The following is a 23,894-nucleotide window of genomic DNA, read 5'->3' on the forward strand; positions in this document are numbered from 1 at the left end:
AAACCGCCGTGATGGCGCGGAAAACGACGCAAGCCGCGCAAAACCTGCCGCGGATTGGCCTTTCCCTTTGCCGCGAAACCCATATCTTGCCGCCATACGCGCGAACACCAAAAAGGCATCCGTCATGACCACCGATCCCCTTGTCGTCTTTACCCCTTCGGGCAAACGCGGACATTTCCCCGTTGGCACTCCGATCCTGACGGCGGCCCGGCAACTGGGGGTCGATCTGGATTCGGTCTGCGGTGGGCGCGGGATCTGCTCGAAATGCCAGATCACGCCCAGCTATGGCGAGTTTCCCAAACACGGCGTCACGGTCCGCGAAGACGCGTTGAGCGAATGGAACGCGGTCGAGCAGCGCTATGACGACAAGCGCGGTCTGAAACCGGGCCGGCGGCTGGGCTGTCAGGCCACCGTTCAAGGCGACGTGGTGATCGACGTTCCACCCGAAAGCCAGGTTCACCGCCAGGTGGTGCGCAAGGCCGCCGCCGCGCGGGCCATCACCATGGACCCGGCCACGCGCCTTTATTTCGTGGTGGTCGAAGAACCCGATATGCACTCGCCCACCGGCGATCTGGAACGTCTGGAGCGCGCCCTGCGCGAGCAGTGGCAGATCGACGCCATCACCGCCGACCTGTCGCTTCTGTCCAAACTGCAGCCGACCCTGCGCAAAGGCAAGTGGGAGGTCACGGTCGCCCTGCACAAGGGCCACAAGGACAGCGTGGCGCGCATCGTCGAAATCTGGCCCGGACTGCACGAAAACGGGCTGTACGGGCTGGCCATCGACTTGGGCTCGACCACCATCGCCGCGCATCTGACCGATCTGGAAACCGGCGAGGTGAAGGCCTCCTCGGGCCTGATGAACCCGCAGATCCGGTTCGGCGAAGACCTCATGAGCCGTGTGTCGTACGCGATGATGAACCCCGGCGGTGATCAGGAGATGACCAGGGCCGTGCGCGAGGCGATCAACGATCTGGTCACCTCGATCGCCGACGAGGCCGGGATTGACCCGGCCCTGATCGTGGAAACCGTGTTCGTCTGCAACCCGGTCATGCACCATCTTCTGCTGGGTCTGGACCCGGTTGAACTGGGCCAGGCGCCGTTTGCGCTGGCCACGTCGGAAAGCGTCACGCTGCCCGCACGCGAGATGGATCTGACCACGATGAACCCCCGTGCGCAGGTCTACATCCTGCCCTGCATCGCGGGCCATGTGGGGGCCGACTGCGCCGCCGTGGCGCTGAGCGAAGAGCCGGGCAAGTCGCAGGACCTGGTTTTGATCGTGGACGTCGGCACCAATGCCGAGATCCTGCTGGGCAACACGACCCGCGTGCTGGCCTGTTCCTCGCCCACCGGACCGGCCTTCGAAGGTGCGCAGATCAGCTCGGGCCAGCGTGCCGCGCCCGGCGCGATCGAGCGCATTCAGATCGACCCGGTGACCAAGGAACCCCGGTTCCGCGTGATCGGCTCGGACAAGTGGTCCGACGAAGACGGATTCGAGACCGATATCGCCACTACCGGCATCACCGGCATCTGCGGGTCGGGCATCATCGAGGCGGTGGCCGAACTGCGCATGGCCGGCCTGCTGGACGAGAGCGGCCTGATCGGCTCGGCCGAGCAGACCGGCAACAGCCGCTGCATCCCCGAGGGCCGAACCCATTCCTATCTGATCCATGACGCCAGCGCCGAGGGCGGCCCGCGCATCACCGTGACACAGGGCGACATCCGGGCGATCCAGCTGGCGAAGTCCGCGCTCTATGCCGGGGCGCGGCTGCTGATGGACGAGATGGGCGTGGACCGTGTGGATCGCGTAGTGCTGGCCGGGGCGTTCGGCGCCCATATCTCGACCAAACACGCGATGGTTCTGGGCATGATCCCCGACGCGCCGCTGGACAAGGTCCAAAGCGCGGGCAACGCCGCCGGCACCGGCGCACGCATCGCGCTGTGCAACATCGCCGCCCGGGCCGAGATCGAACGCGTGGTGCGCGAGATCACCAAGGTCGAAACCGCGATCGAGCCGAAATTCCAGGAGCATTTCGTCGCCGCGAACGCGATTCCGCACAAGACCGACCCGTTCCCGGAACTGGTTAAGATCGTCACCCTGCCCGCTCCGTCCTTCAACACCGGAGGCGATGCGGAAAAAACTGGCCGCCGTCGCCGCAGAAAGGCATAGTCCGAAAAACTGCGGAGGACCCCCATGCAAACAGCAAACGAAGATCAGGCTGAATACTGGGGCAACTCCGAATCCGGCACCAAGTGGCTGACTTTTGAGGACAAACTGGACCACATGCTGGCCCCGGTTCTGGACCTCGTTCTGGATCAGGCCGAACTGGAACCCGGAATGCGCGTGCTGGACATCGGCTGCGGGACCGGCGCCAGCACCATCGCGGCCGCCCAGCGTGTCGGACCGCAGGGCCATGTTCTTGGCGGCGACATTTCTGAGCCGTTCCTAAGCCGAGCGCAGGAAAGGGCCTTTTCCGCGGGTGTTGAAAACGTCGATTTCCAATGCGTCGACGCTCAGGTCGCCCGGTTCCCCGATGGCGCGTTCGACGCTGCGATATCGCGGTTCGGTGTCATGTTCTTTCAGGATTCGGTTGCGGCGTTCGCCAACATCGCCGAGGCTCTGGCCCCCGGCGGACAAATGACTTTTGCCGCATGGGGACCTCTGGCTGACAATCCCTGGTTCAGGATTCCCCACATGGCCGCCACATCGCATCTGGGCCACCCACCAAAATATGGTCGGTACACACCGGGACCACTGGCCTTTCATGACATCGACCATGTGACCGGCATGATGGCAACGGCGGGTTTGGATGACATCTTCGCCAACCCCGTAAGCCTCCGACTACCGGGGCTTGGATCGGTGGAGGCCACCGCTGAGCTTTGCACCCGGGTCGGGCCGGCCGCGCGCGTGATAGCGCATTTTAAAGGCGATGAGGCCGACGAACGAAAAATCCAGAGCGCCGTGGCCCAGGAGTTTTCGAGTTTTCAAACGGCAGATGGGTTTGGCATCCCGGCAGTCATCAACGTCTTTCAGGCCCGTAAGCCCTCCTGAAATACCAGAGCGTGTCGCCCTTGGCCAATCACACCCGCTGACTGTTATTGTTTCTGATCGTCAACTCTTTTCAGCCCTTTGAGCCTAATTGTCTGCGTTTTTGCCAGTGTTTTTCTCACCATCCGGAAACTTAATAAGATTCTTGGTGATTTTTGCGTAAAAATCGTAAAATATGAATGTATTGGGCAGAGTAATTCAAATCTACAGAAGCCGCTGAACCGGCTCGCTTTAGTGAGTAAGACGTTTACCAGTTGGTGCTATATGGACAGGGGGATGGGCCGTGCAGGTGCGTGGCTACCGAACACGCAACACACACGCGCATTGATCAGTTTCATTCAATGGAGCCAGGGCGGAGTGGTTCTGGACGCTGCGTTGACCGAAGTTGTCAACGCGTTTGGAGCCGATTGTGGTACCCTCAGCCGTGTCTGGCTCAATAAAGGTGGCAGCCGAGTAGCTGCGCGCGCAGATACCCGTGACCAGACAATAAGTCGGCCGCTTTTCCTTTCCTTCACGAACGACGTGATTGGTCCGTTTGCGAGCAAGCCAAAGAAAGGCGTCGTCTTCAGTCTCAAGGATCACGGGAAACCCGTAAACGAGTTTTCTGCCGTTGTTCTGGACTGGATCTCGCACCGCAAGCTGCACGATATCCTGTTCGTCTGTCTCGACAACCAAGGCTGCGAAATCGATTTTCTGGAGCTGCATTTCGCCAAAGGCCTCGAACCCGGCTGGCGCGAAGCGATAGAGACAATCGCACCCGAAATCTCCGAGATCTACCGCAACAGACGCGCCGGTCTGATTACCGAAGCACTGTCCCGCCAATCCGTAACAACCATCCAAAGGGCGGTGAATGACGCGCCGCTGATGAGCCTCGAAAACCCAGCGGGCCTGACACGGGCCGAATGGCGGGTCTGCGTTCTGATTTCCCGGGGACTGTCGCAACAGTCCATTGGAACCGAGCTCGAGATTGGTCCCGCGACTGTAAGAACGCATCTCAAGCATATCTACGGCAAGACAGGAATGGAGAACTTCCACATGTTGGCCAGACGGCTGGTTTCGATCGAAGAACGCGAAGCCTTGCACGGCAGACACAATCAGGCGCGCGCATGATGATTGATCTGCCTTGGCATATCTGGGTACCTCTGTGGTTGATGGTGCCGCTGTTTGTGGCGGTGGCGTGGACGGACCTAACCGAATACCGGATACCGAACCTGTACTGCCTGATAGGGGTTGCCTTGTTTCTGGTCGGGTTCCCTGCCCTCGGCTTGCATGAAGTTGGATTGCGATTGATCGCCGCCGGGCTTTGCTTTGGGATCTGTTTTGCCCTTTTCGCCGCCGGTTGGCTGGGGGGCGGAGACGCCAAAATGCTACCGGTGGTTTTTCTGGCGATACCGACCCAAGCCCTTTCGACATACATGCTGCTGCTTTCTGCCGCGATGGCGTTTGGACTGACCAGCTTGACCCTGCTGCGCCTGTTCGTCCGACAACCGACAGGAAAGCTTGCAGCAACGCTCAGCGGACGCGAGTTTCCTCTTGGGATTGCCATAGGCCTTTCGGGCCTGATCCTGGCCGGCTGGTCGATGCTGCTTTACAGCGCCTGAAAGAACGCGGCCCAAGTCGGGGACGCACAGTTGACCTCGTGTGGACCCGGGAGCGCCGCACCCACAAAAACAACGTCATTTCACGAAGGTTTCGACGTATCGAATGATGATCGGTGCAAGGATCAGCCCCGCGATCGAGGGCAACATCAGGCTCGCCATGACCGCGGACATCTGCACCGGCAACTTGTTGGCTTTCTCCTGCGCGCGAAGCTCTCTCAGTTCGCGCATTTCTTCGGAATACGTAGTCAAGGCGGCCGACAACGGGACGCCGAACCGGGACGACTGGAGGACGACGCTCACGAACGAACTCATTTCGTCGATCCCCGTCCGGCGCGCCATTCTCATCAACGCAACTTCACGGTCGCGCCCGGCCTGAATCTCGCTCAGGGCAATCAGAATTTCCTCGGACATTTCGGGCGATACAGTCTGCAGTTCCACTGCAACTTTGAGAAGCGCCTGGTCAAAGCCCATTCCCGCCTCGATCCCAATCTGGAGCAAGTCCAGCATGTTCGGGAACGCATTCTCCATCCGACGTTTACGCTCCTTGATCCGAGCGCTCATCCAAAGCTGGGGGATGAAGAACCCGATGCCGCAGAGGATGCCAAGGTTCCGCAAGATCTGAAATGAATTCAGACCAGACACATAATCGTTGATCGTGGCGCCGATACTGGACGCAGGCTGCCAAGACATGAGGACAAGAAAGACAAGCGGCAGAAACGTCGCCAAGCCCAAACGGATCAGATAGAAATTGGCGATTGCATTCCGGCCGCGAAACCCTGAGCGCGCAAGCACTTGGCCAACTTCGAACCTGACACTTGCATCGCTGGGGATAAGTGCGGCGCTCAGCCCGGTCGGTGTATCGCCCTCCACCTTTTCCGGCACAAGACGTGCAAGGCTCTGGCCCCTTGTTCGTTTGGGCAGCATCCGTTCGGCTGCTGTAGACCGATCGCCGAGCGACGATGATATCCCAAAGAATGCAACGATCGCGCCCGCGGCAACAACGCCCAGGATCATGAGTTGGGAAAAAAGACCAGTGTCGAGTAGCGAGTTCACGATTTCCATTTCGACAACCCTCCCTCAGATCCGGAAATTGACAAGCTTGAACAAAACGATGGCGTTCAGAACGATGGCCGCTGAAATGACGCTCATGACGGGCCAGAAAATCGGGTATTGCACAACGCTTCCGTAATAGTCCGGCGTCATGACCGTCATCACGAGGGCAATCCCGACAGGAATGAACGACAGGATATAGGCGGTCATCCGACCCTCGGCAGAAATGGCCTTGATCTTGCGCCGCAGAGACATGCGGGCACGGATGACGCGCGCCAATGTTCGCAGAATGCCGGCCAGATCGCCACCAGTGCCATGCTGCATCGTCAGCGCGACCGAGAGGTACTGGATATCCTCTTCATCTACCCGGTCTGCCATGTTGCGAATGGCGGTCGTCAACTCTTCCCCATAAGCGACTTGGTCCACGACCAGACCGAATTCAGTTCCGATCGGATCGGGCATTTCGTTTGCCACGCTCTGCAAGGTCGTGTTCAACGGATGTCCGACCTTCAACCCACGCGACATCAGGTCCAACGCATCCGGCAATTGCTTGATCAGCGCGGCCTTGCGCCGTCTGAGGTTGGCGCCAAGGTAGACCAACGGGGCCAACAGGAAGCACACAGCGCTTACAGGTATGACCGTCAGTGGGTTGGCCACCAGTGAGCCTCCGATCGCCGAAACCAGAAAAGCACCCCCACATCCCAACAGGAACATTTCCGGCACCATGTGCAGGCCCGATGCCGCAAGGGCACCCGGCAAGTCGCCGACCAGCGGAAACGACTTCATGAGTGGTTTGCTCTCCCGCGGTTTGAGCAATTCCAGAACGTCCTCGCCAGTCTTTCCCTGGTTCAGCATCTGGATGCGCCGGTTTATCGCCTCTTCCCGGTTTTCTCCGCGCTTCAAAAGCTGACGGACCCCTTCGAAAGCAATCAGGGCGCCGAGAAATATCAAGAGTGACAGAACAAAGCGGACATCGTAACCGCCCACTTCCATCTCTGGTCCGATCAACGAGTCTATGCTGTGCGTCGAAAAGAAGGATCTGAGATCTTCCAACATGGCCGGGTCCCTCAGTTGAACTTGATCGATGAAAGGTCGACACCCGCCGCCGCCAGCGCATCGCTGGATTTCGGTCGGATACCGGTCGGCATGAAGCGCCCGAGGATGTTGCCGGCCTCGTCCTTGCCTTCACGTTTGAAGACGAAGATGTCCTGCATGGTCACGATATCGCCCTCCATGCCGGTGATCTCGGCAATCGAGGTGACACGGCGGGTACCATCAGACAGGCGGTTCAATTGCAGAACAAAGTGAATTGCCGAAGCGATAGTCGCGCGGATTGCTGCATGCGGCAGCTCCAGCCCGCCCATTTGCACCATCTGCTCGACCCGGGAAAGTGCATCGCGTGGGCTGTTGGCGTGTACCGTCGTCATCGACCCGTCATGGCCGGTATTCATCGCCTGCAACATATCGAATGCTTCGGAGCCGCGCACCTCGCCGATGATGATCCGATCCGGACGCATCCGCAGCGCGTTTCGCACAAGGTCTCGTTGGGCAACGGCGCCAGTACCGTCGAGGCCAGCAGGCCGCGTTTCCATGCGCAAGACATGTTCCTGCTGAAGCTGAAGTTCGGCCGCGTCTTCAATCGTGACGATCCGCTCCCGAGGGCTGATATACGACGACAATGCATTCAGCATCGTGGTCTTGCCCGATCCGGTTCCGCCCGAGATCAGCACGTTCATCTTGGCTTCAACCAATCCCCGCAGCAGTTTGGCCGCGCTTTCGTTCAAGGCCTCATTCTTGATCAGGCGTTCCATCGTCAGCGGAACCCGCGAGAATTTTCGAATGGAAAGCGCCGGCCCGTCCAGTGCGCAGGGCCGAATGATCGCGTTGACGCGGCTGCCATCTTCCAACCGCGCATCCACCCACGGTTGCCGTTCATCAATACGGCGACCGATCCGGCTGACGATCTTGTCGATGATCCGCAGCAGATGACGTTCGTCACGGAAACGTGCCGATGTCTTTTCGAGGATGCCCGAGCGCTCGACAAAAATCTGCGTGTGGCCGTTCACGAGGATATCGTTGATCGTGGGGTCGGCCAACAACGGTTCCAGCGGGCCCAGGCCAAGCACCTCGTGCATCAGCTCTTCGACAAGCTGCTTGACCTCCTCGCTGCGCATCGCACGGCCTTCGGCGCGCAGCAGTTCGGTGACATGTCGCCCAATTTCACCCCGCAGTGTTTCTTCCTCGACCTTTTCGATAACGGCGAGGTTCAGCTTGTCCAGCAACGAGTTATGCAGTCGTGCCTTGAGATCTATCCGATCGTTCTGGATGTCATGCATCAATACGAGGTCATCGCCGGAGCCATGAACCGGCTTGCCGATCTGAGCAAACTGCTTGGTGTCCAACGGCACAACTTTCGAAGCGTCCGGTTTTTCCTGGCCTGGTCGGTCGAATTCTCGAAACATCTACTTAACCTTCTGCAAATATTTAACTATTCCGAAACACTCTGCCTCAGTGCTGGCCGACCCGAGGCGGCAAAGACAGGCATGTCTCGTGTGCCAGCTTTCGGATTGCGCGTGTCATCGGTGCGCGGGATGAAACATCTTCCAACGGCACGCCCCGATCGACCGACTCGCGTACTGTGCGCTCGTCGCGAGGCACCCAAAATGCAAAGTCCTTTTCAAGGAGTTTTGCCGCCGCTCTGTGGTGCGCCGCCGGAATGATGGGTTTCTTTTCAAGGTTGGCGACCAGTTGAATTTCCAGTGCTGGATTTTCCGCTTGGTAGAAATCCATCAGCTTGCGGGCCGAGCGAACGGACGGAACGGCAACGTCCGTCACCAAATATAGACGGTCCGCTTGCGTCAGGACGGGCGTAATCCATTCCACCAGCGCCCGCGGCAAATCTACCACGACGTAGTCATGGGTACGTTTGAGGGAATCCAGAATGGCCGAAATCTGCTCTTCCTTGATTGCAGTCAACGGACCATAGCGCGACGGAGCCGCCAGGATATCGACCCCGCAGGGCGACTTGACCATCGCCTGTTCCAAAAAGGCACTGTCGGGAATGCTGCCTTCCATGGCCATGCGCCACATCGCGTCGCTTTCGGCGACATCCATCAAGGCAGCAATCGAGCCGAACTGAAAGTCCAGATCCACCAGCGCAACCGAGTTCGACGCCGTCTTTTTCAGGAAGCCGGCCTTGGATTGAAGCTCGTTCGCCATATTGGCGGCAACCAAGGACGATCCGACGCCACCGCGAGATTTGCCAACCGCGATCAACTTGCCAAGTGTGGCTTGTCCACCCCAAACGGCGGGAAGCTGCGCCTGCCGTCGGGCACGGATCGCATCCACCTGCGGAATGATCTCCTCATGGATTGCATTGCGCGGCAGCACGTCATCAACTCCAAGCTTTTTGAGCTGTCGGGCCTTCTCAAGCGGCAGATCTTCAGACGCCAGGGCGATAATGATCGCATTGGGCATGCGCGCATCACAAATCTGCTTTGCGGTCTGCAACAGCTCTGGCGAACTGTCATCCACATCGAACAGAACCACGTCATGACGCGCTGACAAGGCAACGGCCGTCCCGTTGACCCGCGCGACAGTGTCCTTGCGGCCCGTAAAGCGGCAATTGCTCAGCCCCTCCAACGACGTTTCGATTGCCGCGAAAATCTCTTCGTCCGGTGAAATCAACAGCACTGAAATCTGCTTGGCACTCATGACTCTTCTCCTTACTCAACGGCACCGATGGCAAGATCCTCGGCCGGGACGGATGTGCTCATCGTTGGGATTGAAATGGTGTTGGGGCTGCTGGCGGATATGGCAGGGTTGCCAGCAGCAAGGGCGACCAACGGCCCAATTGGCAGCGCGAAATCGTAGTCCAGGTTTACCAGTTCGGCTGTAACCACCGGCGTATAGGGTCCACCAAGAAAACCAAGACGAGGATCGTGCGAATAGGTGATTTGCACATTTGCCGCGGTGGCTCCGGGTGGCAGCAGCATTTCGATCTCGTCCCAGATCCGGCTGCCATAGGTGCTTGATGCGTCAAGCTGACACGGCGCCGGCAGGTTCGGAGTGGCGCAGATGCTGCCGCTGCGGCACAGCGCGCCGAACTTGGTTGTTGCGGGGGCGCCACCGGCCAGCGTGTGCGTGTTTGGCATCGCGCCACACAGTGGCGGCCCGACCGTGGCAAGCCGAGAGGCTTTTTGCATCGCTTTCTGCGCCATCGTCGTGGACCAGTAGAGCCGTCCGTACTCGAGAATTCCAAACACGAGCACCAGGAACAACGGAACGACCATGCCCAGCTCGACCAGTGCCGACCCGTTTTCACGTCGCCAGAAAGCGCGCGCCATATGCAGGTTACCGGTCATACCCCAAACACCCGGCTCTGATCCGAGATTTCGGTGTCGAGAGGCCCCAGCGCTGCCCCGAAAAGGCTAAAAACGTTTCCAAACAGGTACTCAATCCGGATCTGAGCCGTGACCTCGACCACCGAAGTCGGATTGATCCGGTACACGCCAGCCCGCGAGATACAGCGCGGCGTGACGTCGATAACGGTTGTGCCATGCGGCATGATCGACGAACCGCCCAACTGGTTTTGGACGATGTCCGTGGCCAGAGCGTCATAGCTGCCGACTCCGCCCGCTGCGCACAAGTCCAACGGTGCGATCCGCGCGATCATACGCGAGGCATCGCGCACCCCGGCCGATGTTGCCTGATGAATCCAGGTGATACGCCCACCTTCGATGATCACGGCAAAGAACAGCAGGATCAACGGAAGTACGATCCCGAACTCGACCATCGGGGCGCCGGCCTCGCACGACCGCAACCGTCGGATATGCCGAACGAGCCGAGTCATCGATACAACCTCACGACATCGCGAAAGATTCCATCATCGCTGCTGCCACCGACTCCACCGCCGACCTGCTCGACCACCTCGACATAGATGTCAAAATCAGTCCCCGAGGATTCTTCGAGCGGCTGGATCAGGAAAACCTTTACAAACTCCTGCACCGGAACGTTCTCCGCGCGTCCCGCGACCGGATTGGCACCGCAGTTTATGGCGGCTGCGATAAATGTGCGGCGGTCAGGGTCGTCCAGCGTTGTGCTCGCGCATTGCGGGCGGCCGGACTCGCTGCGCCCAAACAGCACATCACCCGTACCAGCCCTGGTGATCTCGTCGAGATACATTTCGTATCGCGTGTTACCCGTCGGGTTACCCAGCGGGTGCGGCGTCAGATCATTGGCCGGACCGTCGCCATAGTTCATGTCCAAATAAGCCGCTTTGCCGGAGGTCCAGACACCGTTTCCAAAACGGCCGCCATGCGCGCAGGTGCCGGCGGCGAAGCAATCGTCGGGCGGAAACGGCATCGAGTCGGTCGAAACCTCGGGATTGTTCTTCAGACAGCTTCCGCCAGAGTTTTCCCAGCCCGCGATGACCTGCGGTCCGGGCGCATAGTCTTCATCATTCTTGAGGTTGCTCATCGTCGAGTGGAAAATATCGAACCGTGAATTGTAGATTGCGCTGCCAATGCCATTGCGCTGACCGGGCTCGGTATCAACACCGCGCTGAGACACGCATTGCGTCAGGTTTCCATGCGCCGCGATCAGGCAGATATAGAGTTTTGATCCGGTCTGCCCCGCGCAAGGACCGTTGGGGTTTATGCCGATGTCCGTCGGGTCGAGGAAACCAAAATTCCCCGGCCCCCAAGCGGCACCGTTACCTCCAGTGCGCAACTTGATGGTTGACCCTTTGTTCGCATTCGCTGTCCAGCCGGAAGGGATGCAGAACATCAACGGCGTCACATCACAGGCATATTGGGTGTAACCCGCAATCGCGACGGCCTCGACATCCTCATCCGGGCGCGTCACCCCCAACAGATCCGAGAGGGCCCGACCGAACGGAAGGAAAACGGTTCTAGGGGTCGCGGTCACCTCAACCAGAACGGCAAGAGCGGGATCGGTCGTCACAAACCCATCGACTGGATCATTGTCATCCGGATCGGCGGCAGGATCGGGCAGTCCCGACAGAAACCGCAGCGAATAATCTGCGGCCGTCCCCAGATCTTGGCTGCCTTCGGCAAAGAACTGGGAGTCTTCGATCATTCCGGCTGCAGCGGCCGTGGCGCGTGTGATCGCGTCACTCCCGCCATCCAGTTCTCCGGCGGCGGCCAGAGCCACGTGATCGGTATAAGCCTGCAGGTCGGTCTGTGTAGAAGCCAGTCGCCCAAGATCAAAGGTCAACGCCGCCATGCCAACGATCACGGTCATGCAAATTCCGACGAAAACCAGAATGGTCCCCTGTTCGTCGTCCTTTATGTTGCGCAACGTGGGCATGAACAGACCTCGCGAGCGATCAGTTGGACACGGTTGCATTCGAGGGGTTGCCGGCAACAGGAACTTCCTGGACGTCCGTGGTGCCCCGACGCACCTTCACGATCGGCTTGGGCGCGCCCTCTGCAACCGGCGACTTTTCAAGCAGAATGTCGCTGAGGCGGATGGCCTCCAAGGGCTTGTCTTCCTGGATTTGCAGGGACCGCAGCGACAGGCTGAGTTGCCCGGCTTTCTGAGCCAATGCCAACCGCTGTCCCTGGTCCGGCGTGACTTCGACAGTCACCGTTCGGGCAATCCCGGGCTGGTCGACATCTTCATCAGCCGTCTGATCAACCCCAATGACACGGATGTTTTGCAGGATCGTCACCGCCCGCAGCGACTCGTTCTTGCCCTGCGTCAGCACGATATCAACAAAGTCACCTGGTGTGACGAACCCGCCAACACCAGTCTGCGCATCCACATTGATGGCCATTGCACGATTGTTCTCGCCCAAGGTCTGAACAATGGTGACCTTCTCACCGAAGTCAGAAACCTTTGATGCCAAGAGGATTTCACCCTGCGCCAACGCGCGCTTGGCGCGTCGCGGATCGACACCTGCTGTGGGCAGAACATCTTCGAAACTTGTAAATACACCTGCCGGCACAGAATCCGCCGGCCAGTCGATGGCGGTCAACTTGTGACCTTCAATCGGAGATCCGAACGGGATCTCTTCTGCTGCGGCGACCACGCGAACGATCGTCGGATCAGCGGCGGCCTGGCTCCGTCTCAGCTGCTCCTGCGCGATCATCACGGCGCCACCCGCCAGACCCACGCCAAGAATAGTTATCATCAAGGATTTCAATCGCATAGGTCCCTCCAAATAGCCGGGCCGGTCATTCTGAAAACGTGGGGCCAGTCCTCGGCCGAAACTGTTTCACGCGGGGCGCAGTATGCCGAGACTGGTCTGGTTCTGGCTTCCCGCCGTCCTCGCGGCGGAAAACCAGTTGCTTTTCAGGCCAAAACAGCAGGATTACGGCCGTGTTGCAGCCGTGTTGGCGTCATTGAAGTTGGTGTTGGTTGTGCCGCCCAGACCGGTCAGCAGGGTCCCGCCAACAGCGATCGCGATGAACAGTGCGATACCGTATTCGACAAGAGTGGCGCCACGCTCGTCACGGCGCAGACGAATAAATAGACTACGAATTGCCTTTGACATGATTTGAACTCCAGTTTGTACTCATTAATGTGCGAATTTCGCACAGGAACGAGGGTTCCCCCGTCAGTTCAAATCGTATCGAGCCCGTATCTGGCAAACCTCCCCACAAACGAAAAGGATTTCCCGTTTAACGCGAGAATTCGTTCATTTTGGCTTTTTTTGTGGCAGGATTTCGGCGCGAAATAGTCCGAGTCCAGCTCAGCTTTTGAGCTTCAAGCGGGCCAATATCAAAGTGCTTGGAGCGGGTAGCGGGAATCGAACCCGCGCGTTCAGCTTGGGAAGCTGACAGGCTACCATTACATCATACCCGCCGCTCGGTGCTGAATATCACCCGTCCTTTGCAGAGTTCAAGATGCTTCGATCAGCGCGGCAAACAAAAAGGCCGGGCAGATTGCCCGGCCCGTTGACAAAGCAGCCTGCTCAGGCCCGACGACGTCGAGCACCGCCCCGGCGGCCACGTGCGCTCTCGCCTTCGGTGCCTGCAGCATCGGCAGGTTTGTTGTACTTGATCCACTCGCCGCCATGCGGGTCGTTGTTGGTCAGCAGGTTGGCGGCCCGAATGGCCTCCATCTCTTTGCCGGCGCGCGGCTTGGTCGAGCCCAGCCCGAACATCTGAACGAAGGTTTCGTCGTCCATTCCCTCGGGCAGGATGATGCCCGCCGCCGCAACCTCGGCCTTTTTCTCGGCGATCTTCTTCTGCGTCACCGGCAACGCCACCGGGTTCATGATGGCCGAGGTCATGCCCGCGCCCATCGCCATCGGCAGGAAGGCGTTGTTGATGCCGTGACGGTTCGGCAGACCGAACGAGATGTTGGACGCACCGCAGGTGGTGTTCACGCCCAGCTCCTCGCGCAGGCGGCGTACCAGGGCAAAGACCTGCTGGCCGGCAGTAGCCATCGCGCCAATCGGCATCACCAGCGGGTCCACAACGATGTCGTGGGCCGGAATGCCATAGTCAGCCGCGCGCTGAACGATCTTCTTGGCAACTTCAAAGCGCACGTCGGGGTCTTCGGAAATGCCCGTGTCGTCGTTAGAGATCGCCACGACCGGCACGTTGTATTTCTTGACCAGCGGCAGAACCAGTTCCAGGCGGTCCTCCTCACCGGTGACCGAGTTCAGCAGCGGACGGCCTTCGGCGGCCTCCAGCCCGGCCTCCAACGCACCCGGAACCGAGCTGTCGATGCACAGCGGCACGTCGACCAGACCCTGCACCAGCTGGACGATCTGTCGCATCAGCGGCGGTTCAGTCTCATTGGGGTTGGGGTTCGAGTTGTAGACCACACCCGCGTTGATATCGAGCACGGTCGCCCCGGCCGCGACCTGCGCCAGCGCGTCCTGCTTGACGGTCGAGAAATCGCCCGCTTCCAGCTCGGCTGCCAGCTTCTTGCGGCCGGTGGGGTTGATCCGCTCGCCGATCACGCAGAACGGCTGATCGAAGCCGATGATCGCGGTTTTGGTCTTTGATTCTACGACTGTACGGGTCATGTCCGGTCCTTAGGAGTTTGCAGGCTTCGCCGAGGCGCCGCCGTTTTCGATGGCCCAGTTGGCATTGGTCTTGATGCCGCCAAGCGGGAAGAAGTGCACGTTGGTGATGTTGAAGTCGGGGTTGGCCGCCTTGTGCTCGGCCAGCGCGGTGATCACGTCGGTCGGCTCGTAGGGCAGCAGCAGCTTGGACACGTCCATGGCGCGCTTCTGCAGCACCTTCAGCGACGGGCCCACACCGCAGGCGATCGCGAATTTGATCAGGGTCTGCAGCTTGGCCGGACCGGCGATGCCGATGTGGATCGGCAGTTCGATCCCGGCCGCCTTCAGGCCGTCGGCCCAAGCGATGATCGGCTTGGCGTCAAAGGCAAACTGGGTGGCCAGCGCCATTTCAGCGTCAGTGGTTTCGCTGAATTTCTGCTTCCAGCGCAACGCCTCGTCCACGTTTTTGGTCGAACCGTCCGGGTCGATATCCTTGTTGCCCTCGGGGTGGCCTGCGACGTGCAGACGCTTGAAGCCCGCCTTGTCGAACAGACCCGTTTCCAGCAACTGCATCGAGCTGTCGAACTGGCCATGCGGCTTGTCCACGCCCCCGGCCAGCAGCAAGGCCTGCTCGACACCCGCCTCGCCCTGATACATGGCGATCCAGTTCTCCAACGTCGCCGCGTCCTTGATGATGCGGGCCGGGAAATGCGGCATGACAGGATATCCCTCGGCCGCGATCCGCTTGGCGGTCTTGACCATGTCCTCGATGGGCGTGCCCTCGATATGGGCGATGTACACGCGCGTGCCTTCGGGCAGCAGGTCGCGGAAATCCTCGACCTTATCGGCAGTACGCGGCATGACTTCGATCGAATAACCCTGCAAGAAGGCTTCGACGGTCGGGTTCACCGGGGCCTTATCGGCCGCATCACGTTTCTTGAAGTTCAGCAAAGCCATTGCGGCCTCCCATAAAGATCTGGGGCTCATGCCCAACCGTCATTTGCGATCAGGGCCTTGATGCGGTCCTGATCGTATTCCGTTTCCAGGCGTAGCGCTTCAGCCTCGGCGATCTCGGTCGGGTCACCCTCAACCTCGAACGGCTCGGCTTTGCGCCACTCGGCCAGATAGGCATCACTGTCCTTGGCGTTCACCTTCATGGCGGCGCGGTCGATGGCTTGCTCGAACCGCATATCCAACTGTCGCTTTGCGCCACGGCGGCCCTTGCCCACGATGACCTGAGCGGGGATGTCGCGCCAGTAAACGATGGTGACGTCAGGCATTGATCTTGATTCCTCCTAACCAGATGGTCCGGTTCTAAACGGCTATGTGGGGCCGGGTCGGTCGGATTTCGACACCCGGGGCTTTTACAGCGACGTTTTGCAGTTCGGGATACAGGCCCTGCACCGGTTTCTCCAGTCTCGGGGCCCATCAAAATCCTCATGACTTTAATGAGCGTCTTGCACGACGCGCGCCCGCAACCTAAGGTCGGGGTAACTCGAAAATCGGAGGGCGTGACGATGGCGCCCAAGCGTCCCAAAGGTGCGGGCGCGTTCCCGAAGGTGGTCGAAAGCCCCGCGCCGGCAAGACCCGATCCAGATGCCCTGTATGCCGCGCTGGATTTGGGGACTAACAGTTGTCGCATGCTGATCGCCCAGCCCAAGGGCAGCGGCTTTCATGTGGTCGACAGCTTCTCGAAGTCCGTGCAGCTTGGTGCCGGGCTTGAAAGGACCGGACGGCTGTCGCGGTCCTCGATGGCGCGCACCATCCAAGCCCTTCGGATTTGCCAGCAAAAGCTGAAACGGAACAAGGTCAAGCGTATGCGGCTTGTGGCGACCGAAGCCTGCCGCCGCGCCCGAAACTCACGCGACTTCATACGTCAGGTGAAGCGTGAGACCGGCCTGACCCTTGAAATCATCCAACCCGAGGAAGAAGCCCGTCTGGCGGTCATTTCCTGTGCTCCGCTGGTCAGCACCAAGACCGAGCAGTTGCTGGTCGTCGATATCGGCGGCGGCTCGACCGAGCTGGTCTGGATCGACCTGTCCTCGGTGCCGCGACGCGACCGTTCAACGGCGATCATGCGGCTGCACAACGGGTTTCACACGGTCGACAGTCCCTTTCCGGCGGCCAAGGTGGTGGATTGGATCAGCGTTCCACTGGGCGTCGCCACACTGCGCGATCAGTTCCACGATGTCGAAGACGATGCTGCCCGCTTTGCCCTGATGAGTTGGTTTTTTGAAGAAAACTTGGCCGATTTTGCGCCCTATAAGGACGAACAGGCCCGCGAGGGGTTTCAGATCGTTGGCACCAGTGGCACCGTCACAACCGTCGCTGCCTCTCATCTGGGCCTGAAGCGCTATGACCGAACCAAGGTGGACGGCCTGCGCATGACCAGCGATCAGATCGACAAGGTCATTCGCGGCTATCTGGAGCTTGGCCCTCAAGGCCGCCGTCGCGATCCGCGCATTGGCGAGGACCGGCAGGCCCTGATCATGTCCGGATCTGCCATCTTGCAGGCGCTGTTGCGCTGCTGGCCGACCGACCGCCTATCGGTGGCGGACCGCGGGCTGCGCGAGGGTTTGCTTTATGCACAGATGAGCGCCGATGGCGTCCTGGAAGACGGGCCGTTTTGAGAAAGCTCTGCGCTGCATGCCGCTTGCGACCATAGCGATCGCCTACCGGGTTTCGACGGCTGCAACCACGATCTGTGCGCTTGAGGCTGCTGGGTTCAAGGTATTCAGCCCGAGTTTTCACATCGCCAACACCGTTCCGCACTATGCTTTGGCGATTGGCGGCATTGGGATCGCCGTGCCAGCGGTCGACTCGGCAGAGGCGCTAGAACTGCTGCACAGTTTTTCGGCTTCACCGCCGATATCTGGCGACCTCGGCGGGAAGCTCTTGAACGGTCTGGGATGGGCGGCATTTGGTGTTTCTACGCCCTGGCCCGATCTGCTATTGATGGAGCGGTCGATATCATCGGCTTGATGCCACATGAACAAGCGGGTAAAGGCCTCGCAGTCTTCAGGAGACCTTTTTTATGGCCAAGAAACCCAGCGGCAAAAACACTTCGGGACGCGGGCAGCGTGACCTGAAGGTCAAGGTCAAGACCGCGCGCGGACGCAAGCTCAGTTCGACCCGCTGGCTCGAGCGGCAGCTGAATGATCCGTATGTCAAGCGTGCGCAGGCCGAGGGGTATCGGGGTCGCGCGGCCTACAAGATTCTGGAGTTGGACGACAAGTTCCGCTTTCTGGTTCCGGGCGCACGCGTGGTCGACCTTGGCTGCGCGCCCGGTGGCTGGTGCCAGGTCGCGGTCAAACGCGTGAATGCGCTGGGCGAGAAATCGGGCAAACGGATCGGGACGGTTCTGGGCGTCGACCTGCAAGAGGTCGAGCCCGTGGCGGGTGCCGAAACCCACGTTCTGGACTTCATGGAAGACGATGCCGACGAGAAGGTAAAACAGTGGCTTGGCGGCAAGGCCGACGTTGTCATGTCGGACATGGCCGCCGCGTCCTCCGGGCACAAGCAGACCGACCACCTGCGGATCATGGCGCTGTGCGAAACCGCCGCCTACTTCGCCTTTGACGTGCTGGAGGTCGGAGGAACCTTTGTCGCAAAAGTTCTGGCCGGTGGCGCCGAGGGCGATCTGCAGAAACTGCTGAAGCAGAAGTTCGAGAAAGTGGCAAATGTCAAACCGCCAGCTTCACGGTCGGACAGTTCGGAAAAATTCGTGGTGGCAACCGGTTTTCGGGGCTGATCAGTCGTCGTCCAGCGCGATTTTGTCGGCTACAATCCGCTGCGGCCGCAACGACGCCGCCGCGATCCCCTGCAGCAGCAACGCCTCGCCATGGTTGAGATACGTGGCCGGCTTGTTGCGCAACTCTTCGATCCGCTGATCCAGCGAGACCCGGCGCGTGGCCACAGGTTGATCGAGCTTTGTTGATGGGCGTTTCAAATACAACATGGATTACCACATCCTGAACTGGTCAATGCCTTGTCCATGGATGTTGGCCGGTAAATGGGACTGCAAAATGGCGCAACTGCGTCGCTTCGATGCCGGTTTACCGGCCCAGTTGCCGCGCAAGATCCTGAAGCGCTGGGCTGTCGGGCAGAGTCCGAAGACCCTCGTCCAATACCTGACGGGCTGCATCCGTGCCGCGGTTGATTTGGGCCAGCTGGATCAGCATTGGCCAAGCATCCTCGCGCTGGGGATCCATGGATACCACCTGACGAAAGGCCTGTTCGGCGGCGACAGGGTTTCTCAGCGTCAGCGCCATCCCCCCAAGGACCAGGTGGGTTTCCGGGAAATCCAGACGGTTGGACAACGAGCGCTGCCAATCCGCCATGTTCTCACGCGCGTTGTTGCGCTGCAGGGGCGTCAAAGCCGCGGCGGGAATGGGCAGGAACTCCTTGGCAGCGGCAAGGCGTACACTTCGCACTGGGTCGGACAAAAGCGGCGACAACCGGGCCACCCTGTCGTCCAGTTCCGCCGCCCGCTGCAACACTGCTGCGTTGGCGCGAACCAATGGGTCTTCGTCCGTCAGCATCGCTGCTGTTTGCTCGGCCATTTCGGAGGTCGCGAAGGGTTGCAGCAGATAGGCGGCCGTCGCCCGCACGATGCCGGGTTGCGCACCGTCCTGAGCAACAGCCAGCAACGCGGCCGGGTCCTCGACCTCTCCGGCAAATGCGGGGGCGAAAGCAGTCCCGAAATGGGGCGTACGATGATCGGAGTTCGGGAACCAGTCATTTATGGCGGCGGCGGCCCATGGCTGATCCTGATCCGTGTGGCAATCAGTGCAGGCATCCTCTCCCAAGCCCAGATCGGGGCGCGGCACACGAAAACTGTGATCGCGCCGGCCATCGACGCCCATATAGAGGCGTTCGATCATGTGGCAGCTTTTGCACTGCGCCCCCTCGCCTCCCTCCGGGTGGTGATGGTGTGAGGGATCGTCGTATTGCGCTTTTTGCAGTGACGGAAAATCGGGATCGCCAGCCGGGGAATGGCACTGCGTACAGACCGCATTGCCCTCGGCCTTCAGAGTTGCGCTGTGCGCCTCATGGCAATTCAGGCAGCCGACGCCTTGCGCATACATTTTGGACTGCAAAAAAGATCCATAGACATAGACCTCGTCCAGTATCTGGCCGTCGGAGTGGTAGAGACCCGGACGCAGAAGCGCCAGATTGTAGGCATCGTGGAATGGCGTGCCGGGCAGCGGGTTTCCGTCCTCCAGCGCTTCGCGGCGGGAATGACAGCCGGCGCATTGCTGAATCTCGATCTCGGTGTCGCCCGTACCCCAGATGGCAGGAAACCCAAACTCGTTCAGCCCGGCAGGCGCGGGCTGACCTTTTGTCCAATCCAGATGAGCCGAGCCGGGGCCATGGCAAGCCTCACAGCCCACGCCGATCTCAACCTGCTCGGAAGCAAAGGACTGGGTCTGCGGCTGAAAGTTCTTTTCGAACCCTGTCGCGTGACACTCCGCGCAGCGGCCGTTCCAATTCTTGTATGGGCCGGTCCAGTGCAACCCATCGTCTGGCGGCAAGTCCTGATCCGGATACAGGTGGTACCAGCGCCCGGCCTGCGTGTCCCAGACTACATCAAAGCTCTGCAATCGGCCGGGCTCGGTTTCAAACAGATATTGCTGCAACGGCTCGATCCCAGCGACGGAATGAACCCTGTATTGCTGACTTTGGCCGTCCTTCTCGGTCACGTCGGCAAGATAGTCCGACCCCTCCCGCCGAAACGTGACGGTCATGCCGTCATGAGAAAAGGTCGTATCACCGAAATTGGCCACAACGGTGTCTGGCGCGGGCTCTGTCCAAGCCAGGGCGTGGTGGGATCCTGCCCAGGCTTGCACCTGTTCGTCATGACAATCGCGACAAGCGTCCGAGCCGACATAGTCCTGCGCCCAAGCCCAACCGCCGTTTTGCAAAAGGGCGCATCCGGAAAACGCGATGATCCGGGCGATGCGGTGCCAATTTCTCATGAAGCTCCGACCTCGCCCTGATTGTCGATGTCCATCAGCGCGCCGTTGAACTCTGCGCCGAAAATTAGGATGGCAGCGCACAGATACATGAAAATCAACGCGGCCATGGCCCCCGCCAGGCCAGCATAGGTGGCGCTGTAGGTCGCGAATTGCGCGATATAGACCGAGAACCCCCACCCTCCGGCCGCCCACAACAGAAGGGTCAGCGCCACTCCGGGCAGGATTTGCATGATGCGGTGACGCTTGGTCGGCAGGATCAGATGGGCCAGTAAGACCGTTCCCGCCGGCACCGCCACCGTGAAGGTCCACCGCAAACGGTCAACCGACAGCCACTCGCCCACGTCCACGGCCGTATTCTCGGACACCAGACGTGTATAGACCGGCAGCACCAGTTCAACCGCCGCGATCAGCAGGATCGCGGCTCCGCCCAAAATGACTAACCCGAGGCAAAGCAGGCGCGTCTTCCAGAATGGCCAGCTGTCATTGTCATGATAGGCCTGATTCATGGCGGCACGTACGGCCGCCACTCCGTTCGAGGCAAAGTAGACGGCCAGCAGACCGCCCAGCGTGATCACACCCGAACCCGACCCGTCCAGAACCGCGCGCAGTTCGGCCACGATGGGTTGGGCCACGTCTTGTGGCCACGCACCGAATATCAACTCGATCAGTTCGTCCGTCACATATCCCTGCGACAACGACCCGGCCAAAGCGACGGTGAAAAGAACAAACGGAAACAGCGCCAGCATCAGCGACATCGCCACATGGCTGCTCATGACGAAACCGTTTTTGTCGCCAAAGCGTTGGACCGCCAGCCACAGCGCCCGGCCAAACCGGCCAAAAACGGGAATCGAAAGACGTGTCATTGGGAAACTCTAGCCTGCAATCCGCGTTGGAAGAACCGGCCAATGTGCCAATTGCACGAGATTCTACCGAATAACTGTCTGGCCCGATTGCATAAAGCCCGCTGCCTGTGCAGGATTGCCCCACAAAACTCCAATCGCTGCCGGCTTGCACCGGTATAGCCGAGGCCCCGCATGACGCCATCAGAGTCCCCCACCCGCACACCGCTGAGGTTGAGTGTCGTTCGCGACGTCACCATCGTGCTGACGCTTGTGGTTCTGGGGCTTTACGCAGGCGCCAGCTTTCTGGTTCCGCTGACCATGGCCTTGCTGATCAACGTTCTGATCATCGCACTCAGCGATCGGGTGATCGCACTGACCCGCGCTCCGGTCTGGCTTGCCAACCTGGCCGCAGTCACAGTGGTTCTGGCAGGCCTGTTCATGATCACCTACATCCTCGGCAGTCAGGCCACGCAGTTCGCGCGAACCGCGGGCACCTATGAAAGCCAGTTCGACGGCGTGATCAACCGCGTCACCGGTCTGGTCGGGAATGATGTCACCGCTTTTGTCCGGGACAACCTGATCAGCATCGACATGACCTCGGTCGCGCGGATTTTGCTGGGCAGCGCCACCTCGATGCTAAACCAGTTCTTCCTGATCAGCCTTTATGTGGCCTTCCTGATGGCCGAACGGCTGGCCTTCCGCAAAAAGCTGCGGATTGCAGCCGGCAATCCCGTCACAGGAGCCGAGCTTTCCTCGGTTCTGGATGCGATTACCTTCAGCTTGCAGCGCTACGTCGGGGTCAAAACCTTCATCAGCCTCGTTACCGCTGGAATCAGCTATTCGGTTTTTCGCGTGTTGGGTCTGGAATACGCGGAAACCTGGGCCGTTCTGACGTTTGCCCTGAACTTCATCCCATCAATCGGGTCGATCATCGCGGTGATCTTTCCCGCGATGATCGCCCTTGTTCAGTTCGAGACGATCGGCCCGTTCCTGATCATCGTCTTCGGGTGCGGCACGATCCAGTTCCTGATCGGCAACTTCCTTGACCCGGCCCTGCTGGGCCGTTCGCTGAACATGTCGACATTTCTGGTCATCCTCGCACTGACCTTCTGGACCACGGTCTGGGGCCTGATCGGCGCGTTTCTCAGCGTTCCGTTGACCGTGTGCATTCTGATCATCTTCAGTCACATTCCGGCCCTGCGCCCGATCGCCGTCCTGATGTCGCTGGATGGACGTTTGGCCGACGACGTCAAGTCGGCACGGCCCTGATCAGGGTTGAACACCCTGAAATCGGGGGTGGATCGGTCACGAGTGCGCTGCTAATTTTCAAATATTGCAATGGATTGACCGAAAAGATCCAGCGGGTCCGGCGCAAACGCATGATTGACCGTTTCTGATGATTGGACTGCCATGACACCGCTTGAACAAATCAACGATCTGAAAGCCCGGATGGCCCAATCGATCATCGGACAGACTCAGGTCATCGACTGCCTTCTGATCGGGCTGCTGGCCAACGGTAACCTGCTGATCGAAGGTTTGCCGGGCCTGGCCAAAACCCGTGCCGTCAAGGCGATGGCGCGCAATCTTGATGCCGAGTTCAGCCGCATCCAGTTCACGCCCGACCTGCTGCCGTCCGACGTGACCGGGACCGAGGTCTATACCCAGACCGAAGCGGGCGGCACCTTTCGGTTCGAGCCCGGCCCGATCTTTGCCAACATCGTCCTGGCGGACGAGATCAACCGCGCGCCGGCCAAGGTTCAAGCCGCACTGCTTGAGGCAATGGAGGAACGGCAGGTCACCGTATCCGGCACCACCCATAAGATGGAGCCGCTGTTCATCGTGATGGCCACTCAGAACCCCATCGAGCAGGAAGGGACCTATCCGCTGCCCGAGGCACAGATGGACAGGTTCCTGATGCATGTGCAGATCACTTACCCCCCGGTCGAAGACGAGGTGCTGGTGATCCGTCTGGTCCGCGGCGAGGATACCGCCGCCAATTCCGGAACCGCCGCCGAGAAACCCTCACCAATCCCCCAAGATGCCGTTTTTGCCGCCCGGCAGGAGATCGGGCAGATCCATGTCTCGGATGCGATGGATCGGTACATGGCCGATCTGGTTCAGGCCACCCGGACGCCGTCCGCGCTCAGCGATGAGCTCGCCGCGTGGATCGAGATCGGCGCCAGCCCGCGGGCGTCGCTGGCGCTGGACAAATGCGGCCGGGCCCATGCCTGGATGAATGGGCGCGATTATGTCGACCCGGCCGACATCCGTGCCATTGCCCATGACGTGTTCCGCCACCGCATCACGTTGAGTTTCGAAGCGCAGGGGGACGCCAAGACCGCCGATGACGTGATCGACGAGATCCTGAAGCTCGTCGCCCTGCCCTGATCGCAA

General features: G+C 60.0%; 24 protein-coding genes and 1 tRNA gene. 9 read left to right on the forward strand and 16 right to left on the reverse strand.

The window, feature by feature from the left end:
- Positions 1 to 124 precede the first annotated feature (124 nt).
- The 4 genes from AC2FML_RS02885 (at position 125) to AC2FML_RS02900 (ending at position 4,647) form a co-directional block, all read left to right on the forward strand.
- Complete coding sequence (locus AC2FML_RS02885; RefSeq protein ID WP_496781892.1) at positions 125 to 2,167, forward strand: ASKHA domain-containing protein; 2,043 nt, start codon at positions 125 to 127, stop codon at positions 2,165 to 2,167.
- A 24-nt stretch (positions 2,168 to 2,191) separates the two neighbouring features.
- Complete coding sequence (locus AC2FML_RS02890) at positions 2,192 to 3,049, forward strand: class I SAM-dependent methyltransferase (RefSeq protein ID WP_496781894.1); 858 nt, start codon at positions 2,192 to 2,194, stop codon at positions 3,047 to 3,049.
- A 78-nt stretch (positions 3,050 to 3,127) separates the two neighbouring features.
- The gene (locus AC2FML_RS02895; protein ID WP_170600503.1) at positions 3,128 to 4,156 is read left to right on the forward strand and encodes a helix-turn-helix transcriptional regulator; all 1,029 of its coding nucleotides are present in this window, start codon (positions 3,128 to 3,130) and stop codon (positions 4,154 to 4,156) included.
- Positions 4,153 to 4,647: an A24 family peptidase gene (locus AC2FML_RS02900; protein ID WP_170600501.1), complete on the forward strand. Its 495-nt coding sequence runs from the start codon at positions 4,153 to 4,155 to the stop codon at positions 4,645 to 4,647. The genes AC2FML_RS02895 and AC2FML_RS02900 overlap by 4 nt, the downstream gene beginning before the upstream one ends.
- A gap of 75 nt (positions 4,648 to 4,722) precedes the next feature.
- On the opposite strand, the gene AC2FML_RS02905 is transcribed toward AC2FML_RS02900, so the two are convergent.
- From AC2FML_RS02905 to AC2FML_RS02965, 13 genes are all read right to left on the reverse strand, one after another.
- Positions 4,723 to 5,709 (reverse strand): type II secretion system F family protein, encoded by a 987-nt coding sequence (locus AC2FML_RS02905; RefSeq protein ID WP_496781895.1) that lies wholly within the window; start codon positions 5,707 to 5,709, stop codon positions 4,723 to 4,725.
- Between the two features lie 15 nt (positions 5,710 to 5,724).
- Positions 5,725 to 6,753 (reverse strand): type II secretion system F family protein, encoded by a 1,029-nt coding sequence (locus AC2FML_RS02910; protein WP_170359187.1) that lies wholly within the window; start codon positions 6,751 to 6,753, stop codon positions 5,725 to 5,727.
- Positions 6,754 to 6,764: 11 nt separating this feature from the next.
- Positions 6,765 to 8,159 carry a TadA family conjugal transfer-associated ATPase gene (locus AC2FML_RS02915; protein ID WP_170338532.1) on the reverse strand — a complete coding sequence of 465 codons (1,395 nt, stop codon included), beginning with the start codon at positions 8,157 to 8,159 and terminating at the stop codon, positions 6,765 to 6,767.
- Positions 8,160 to 8,205: 46 nt separating this feature from the next.
- Positions 8,206 to 9,411 carry a CpaE/TadZ family protein gene (locus tag AC2FML_RS02920; RefSeq protein ID WP_170359183.1) on the reverse strand — a complete coding sequence of 402 codons (1,206 nt, stop codon included), beginning with the start codon at positions 9,409 to 9,411 and terminating at the stop codon, positions 8,206 to 8,208.
- 11 nt (positions 9,412 to 9,422) lie between these two features.
- The gene (locus AC2FML_RS02925; RefSeq protein ID WP_170437578.1) at positions 9,423 to 10,061 is read right to left on the reverse strand and encodes a TadE/TadG family type IV pilus assembly protein; all 639 of its coding nucleotides are present in this window, start codon (positions 10,059 to 10,061) and stop codon (positions 9,423 to 9,425) included.
- The gene (locus AC2FML_RS02930) at positions 10,058 to 10,549 is read right to left on the reverse strand and encodes a TadE/TadG family type IV pilus assembly protein (protein WP_170338526.1); all 492 of its coding nucleotides are present in this window, start codon (positions 10,547 to 10,549) and stop codon (positions 10,058 to 10,060) included. Before AC2FML_RS02930 ends, AC2FML_RS02925 begins: the two co-directional genes overlap by 4 nt.
- Positions 10,546 to 12,066: a pilus assembly protein TadG-related protein gene (locus AC2FML_RS02935; RefSeq protein ID WP_496781896.1), complete on the reverse strand. Its 1,521-nt coding sequence runs from the start codon at positions 12,064 to 12,066 to the stop codon at positions 10,546 to 10,548. The genes AC2FML_RS02930 and AC2FML_RS02935 overlap by 4 nt, the downstream gene beginning before the upstream one ends.
- A complete protein-coding gene (cpaB, locus tag AC2FML_RS02940; protein WP_254428886.1) occupies positions 12,047 to 12,853 on the reverse strand; it encodes a Flp pilus assembly protein CpaB in 807 nt (268 codons plus the stop codon). Before cpaB ends, AC2FML_RS02935 begins: the two co-directional genes overlap by 20 nt.
- Before the next feature lie 180 nt (positions 12,854 to 13,033).
- Positions 13,034 to 13,216: a Flp family type IVb pilin gene (locus tag AC2FML_RS02945; RefSeq protein ID WP_093962121.1), complete on the reverse strand. Its 183-nt coding sequence runs from the start codon at positions 13,214 to 13,216 to the stop codon at positions 13,034 to 13,036.
- A 237-nt stretch (positions 13,217 to 13,453) separates the two neighbouring features.
- Positions 13,454 to 13,527 (reverse strand) — tRNA-Gly (locus tag AC2FML_RS02950).
- A gap of 109 nt (positions 13,528 to 13,636) precedes the next feature.
- The gene (locus tag AC2FML_RS02955; protein ID WP_496781897.1) at positions 13,637 to 14,701 is read right to left on the reverse strand and encodes a methyltetrahydrofolate cobalamin methyltransferase; all 1,065 of its coding nucleotides are present in this window, start codon (positions 14,699 to 14,701) and stop codon (positions 13,637 to 13,639) included.
- Between the two features lie 9 nt (positions 14,702 to 14,710).
- Positions 14,711 to 15,637 carry a methylenetetrahydrofolate reductase gene (locus AC2FML_RS02960; protein WP_496781898.1) on the reverse strand — a complete coding sequence of 309 codons (927 nt, stop codon included), beginning with the start codon at positions 15,635 to 15,637 and terminating at the stop codon, positions 14,711 to 14,713.
- A 26-nt stretch (positions 15,638 to 15,663) separates the two neighbouring features.
- Positions 15,664 to 15,960 carry a virulence factor gene (locus AC2FML_RS02965; RefSeq protein ID WP_170359170.1) on the reverse strand — a complete coding sequence of 99 codons (297 nt, stop codon included), beginning with the start codon at positions 15,958 to 15,960 and terminating at the stop codon, positions 15,664 to 15,666.
- A 237-nt stretch (positions 15,961 to 16,197) separates the two neighbouring features.
- Here AC2FML_RS02965 and AC2FML_RS02970 point away from each other — a divergent pair, with 237 nt between their 5' ends.
- From AC2FML_RS02970 to AC2FML_RS02980, 3 genes are read left to right on the forward strand one after another with little or no spacing between them, the layout of a single operon-like run.
- The gene (locus tag AC2FML_RS02970) at positions 16,198 to 17,310 is read left to right on the forward strand and encodes a Ppx/GppA phosphatase family protein (protein ID WP_170363420.1); all 1,113 of its coding nucleotides are present in this window, start codon (positions 16,198 to 16,200) and stop codon (positions 17,308 to 17,310) included.
- Entirely contained in the window at positions 17,282 to 17,662 is a 381-nt protein-coding gene (locus tag AC2FML_RS02975; RefSeq protein WP_170442759.1) for a hypothetical protein, read from the forward strand. The genes AC2FML_RS02970 and AC2FML_RS02975 overlap by 29 nt, the downstream gene beginning before the upstream one ends.
- Before the next feature lie 52 nt (positions 17,663 to 17,714).
- Positions 17,715 to 18,431, forward strand: a complete 717-nt coding sequence (locus AC2FML_RS02980) for an RlmE family RNA methyltransferase (protein WP_170339056.1) — start codon at positions 17,715 to 17,717, stop codon at positions 18,429 to 18,431.
- On the opposite strand, the gene AC2FML_RS02985 is transcribed toward AC2FML_RS02980, so the two are convergent.
- The 3 genes from AC2FML_RS02985 to AC2FML_RS02995 form a co-directional block, all read right to left on the reverse strand.
- Positions 18,432 to 18,638, reverse strand: a complete 207-nt coding sequence (locus AC2FML_RS02985; RefSeq protein ID WP_496781899.1) for a hypothetical protein — start codon at positions 18,636 to 18,638, stop codon at positions 18,432 to 18,434. It abuts the gene before it with no gap.
- A 97-nt stretch (positions 18,639 to 18,735) separates the two neighbouring features.
- Complete coding sequence (locus AC2FML_RS02990; RefSeq protein WP_496781900.1) at positions 18,736 to 20,658, reverse strand: multiheme c-type cytochrome; 1,923 nt, start codon at positions 20,656 to 20,658, stop codon at positions 18,736 to 18,738.
- The gene (locus tag AC2FML_RS02995) at positions 20,655 to 21,521 is read right to left on the reverse strand and encodes a YihY/virulence factor BrkB family protein (protein ID WP_170339051.1); all 867 of its coding nucleotides are present in this window, start codon (positions 21,519 to 21,521) and stop codon (positions 20,655 to 20,657) included. The genes AC2FML_RS02990 and AC2FML_RS02995 overlap by 4 nt, the downstream gene beginning before the upstream one ends.
- Positions 21,522 to 21,692: 171 nt before the next feature.
- Between AC2FML_RS02995 and AC2FML_RS03000 the strand changes: the two genes are divergently transcribed.
- Together AC2FML_RS03000 and AC2FML_RS03005 are read left to right on the forward strand one after the other, a co-directional pair.
- A complete protein-coding gene (locus AC2FML_RS03000) occupies positions 21,693 to 22,769 on the forward strand; it encodes an AI-2E family transporter (RefSeq protein WP_496781901.1) in 1,077 nt (358 codons plus the stop codon).
- Between the two features lie 141 nt (positions 22,770 to 22,910).
- Positions 22,911 to 23,888: an AAA family ATPase gene (locus AC2FML_RS03005; RefSeq protein WP_496781903.1), complete on the forward strand. Its 978-nt coding sequence runs from the start codon at positions 22,911 to 22,913 to the stop codon at positions 23,886 to 23,888.
- Positions 23,889 to 23,894 lie beyond the last annotated feature (6 nt).

The sequence above is a fragment of the Ruegeria sp. BHSC029 genome, from assembly GCF_059613085.1.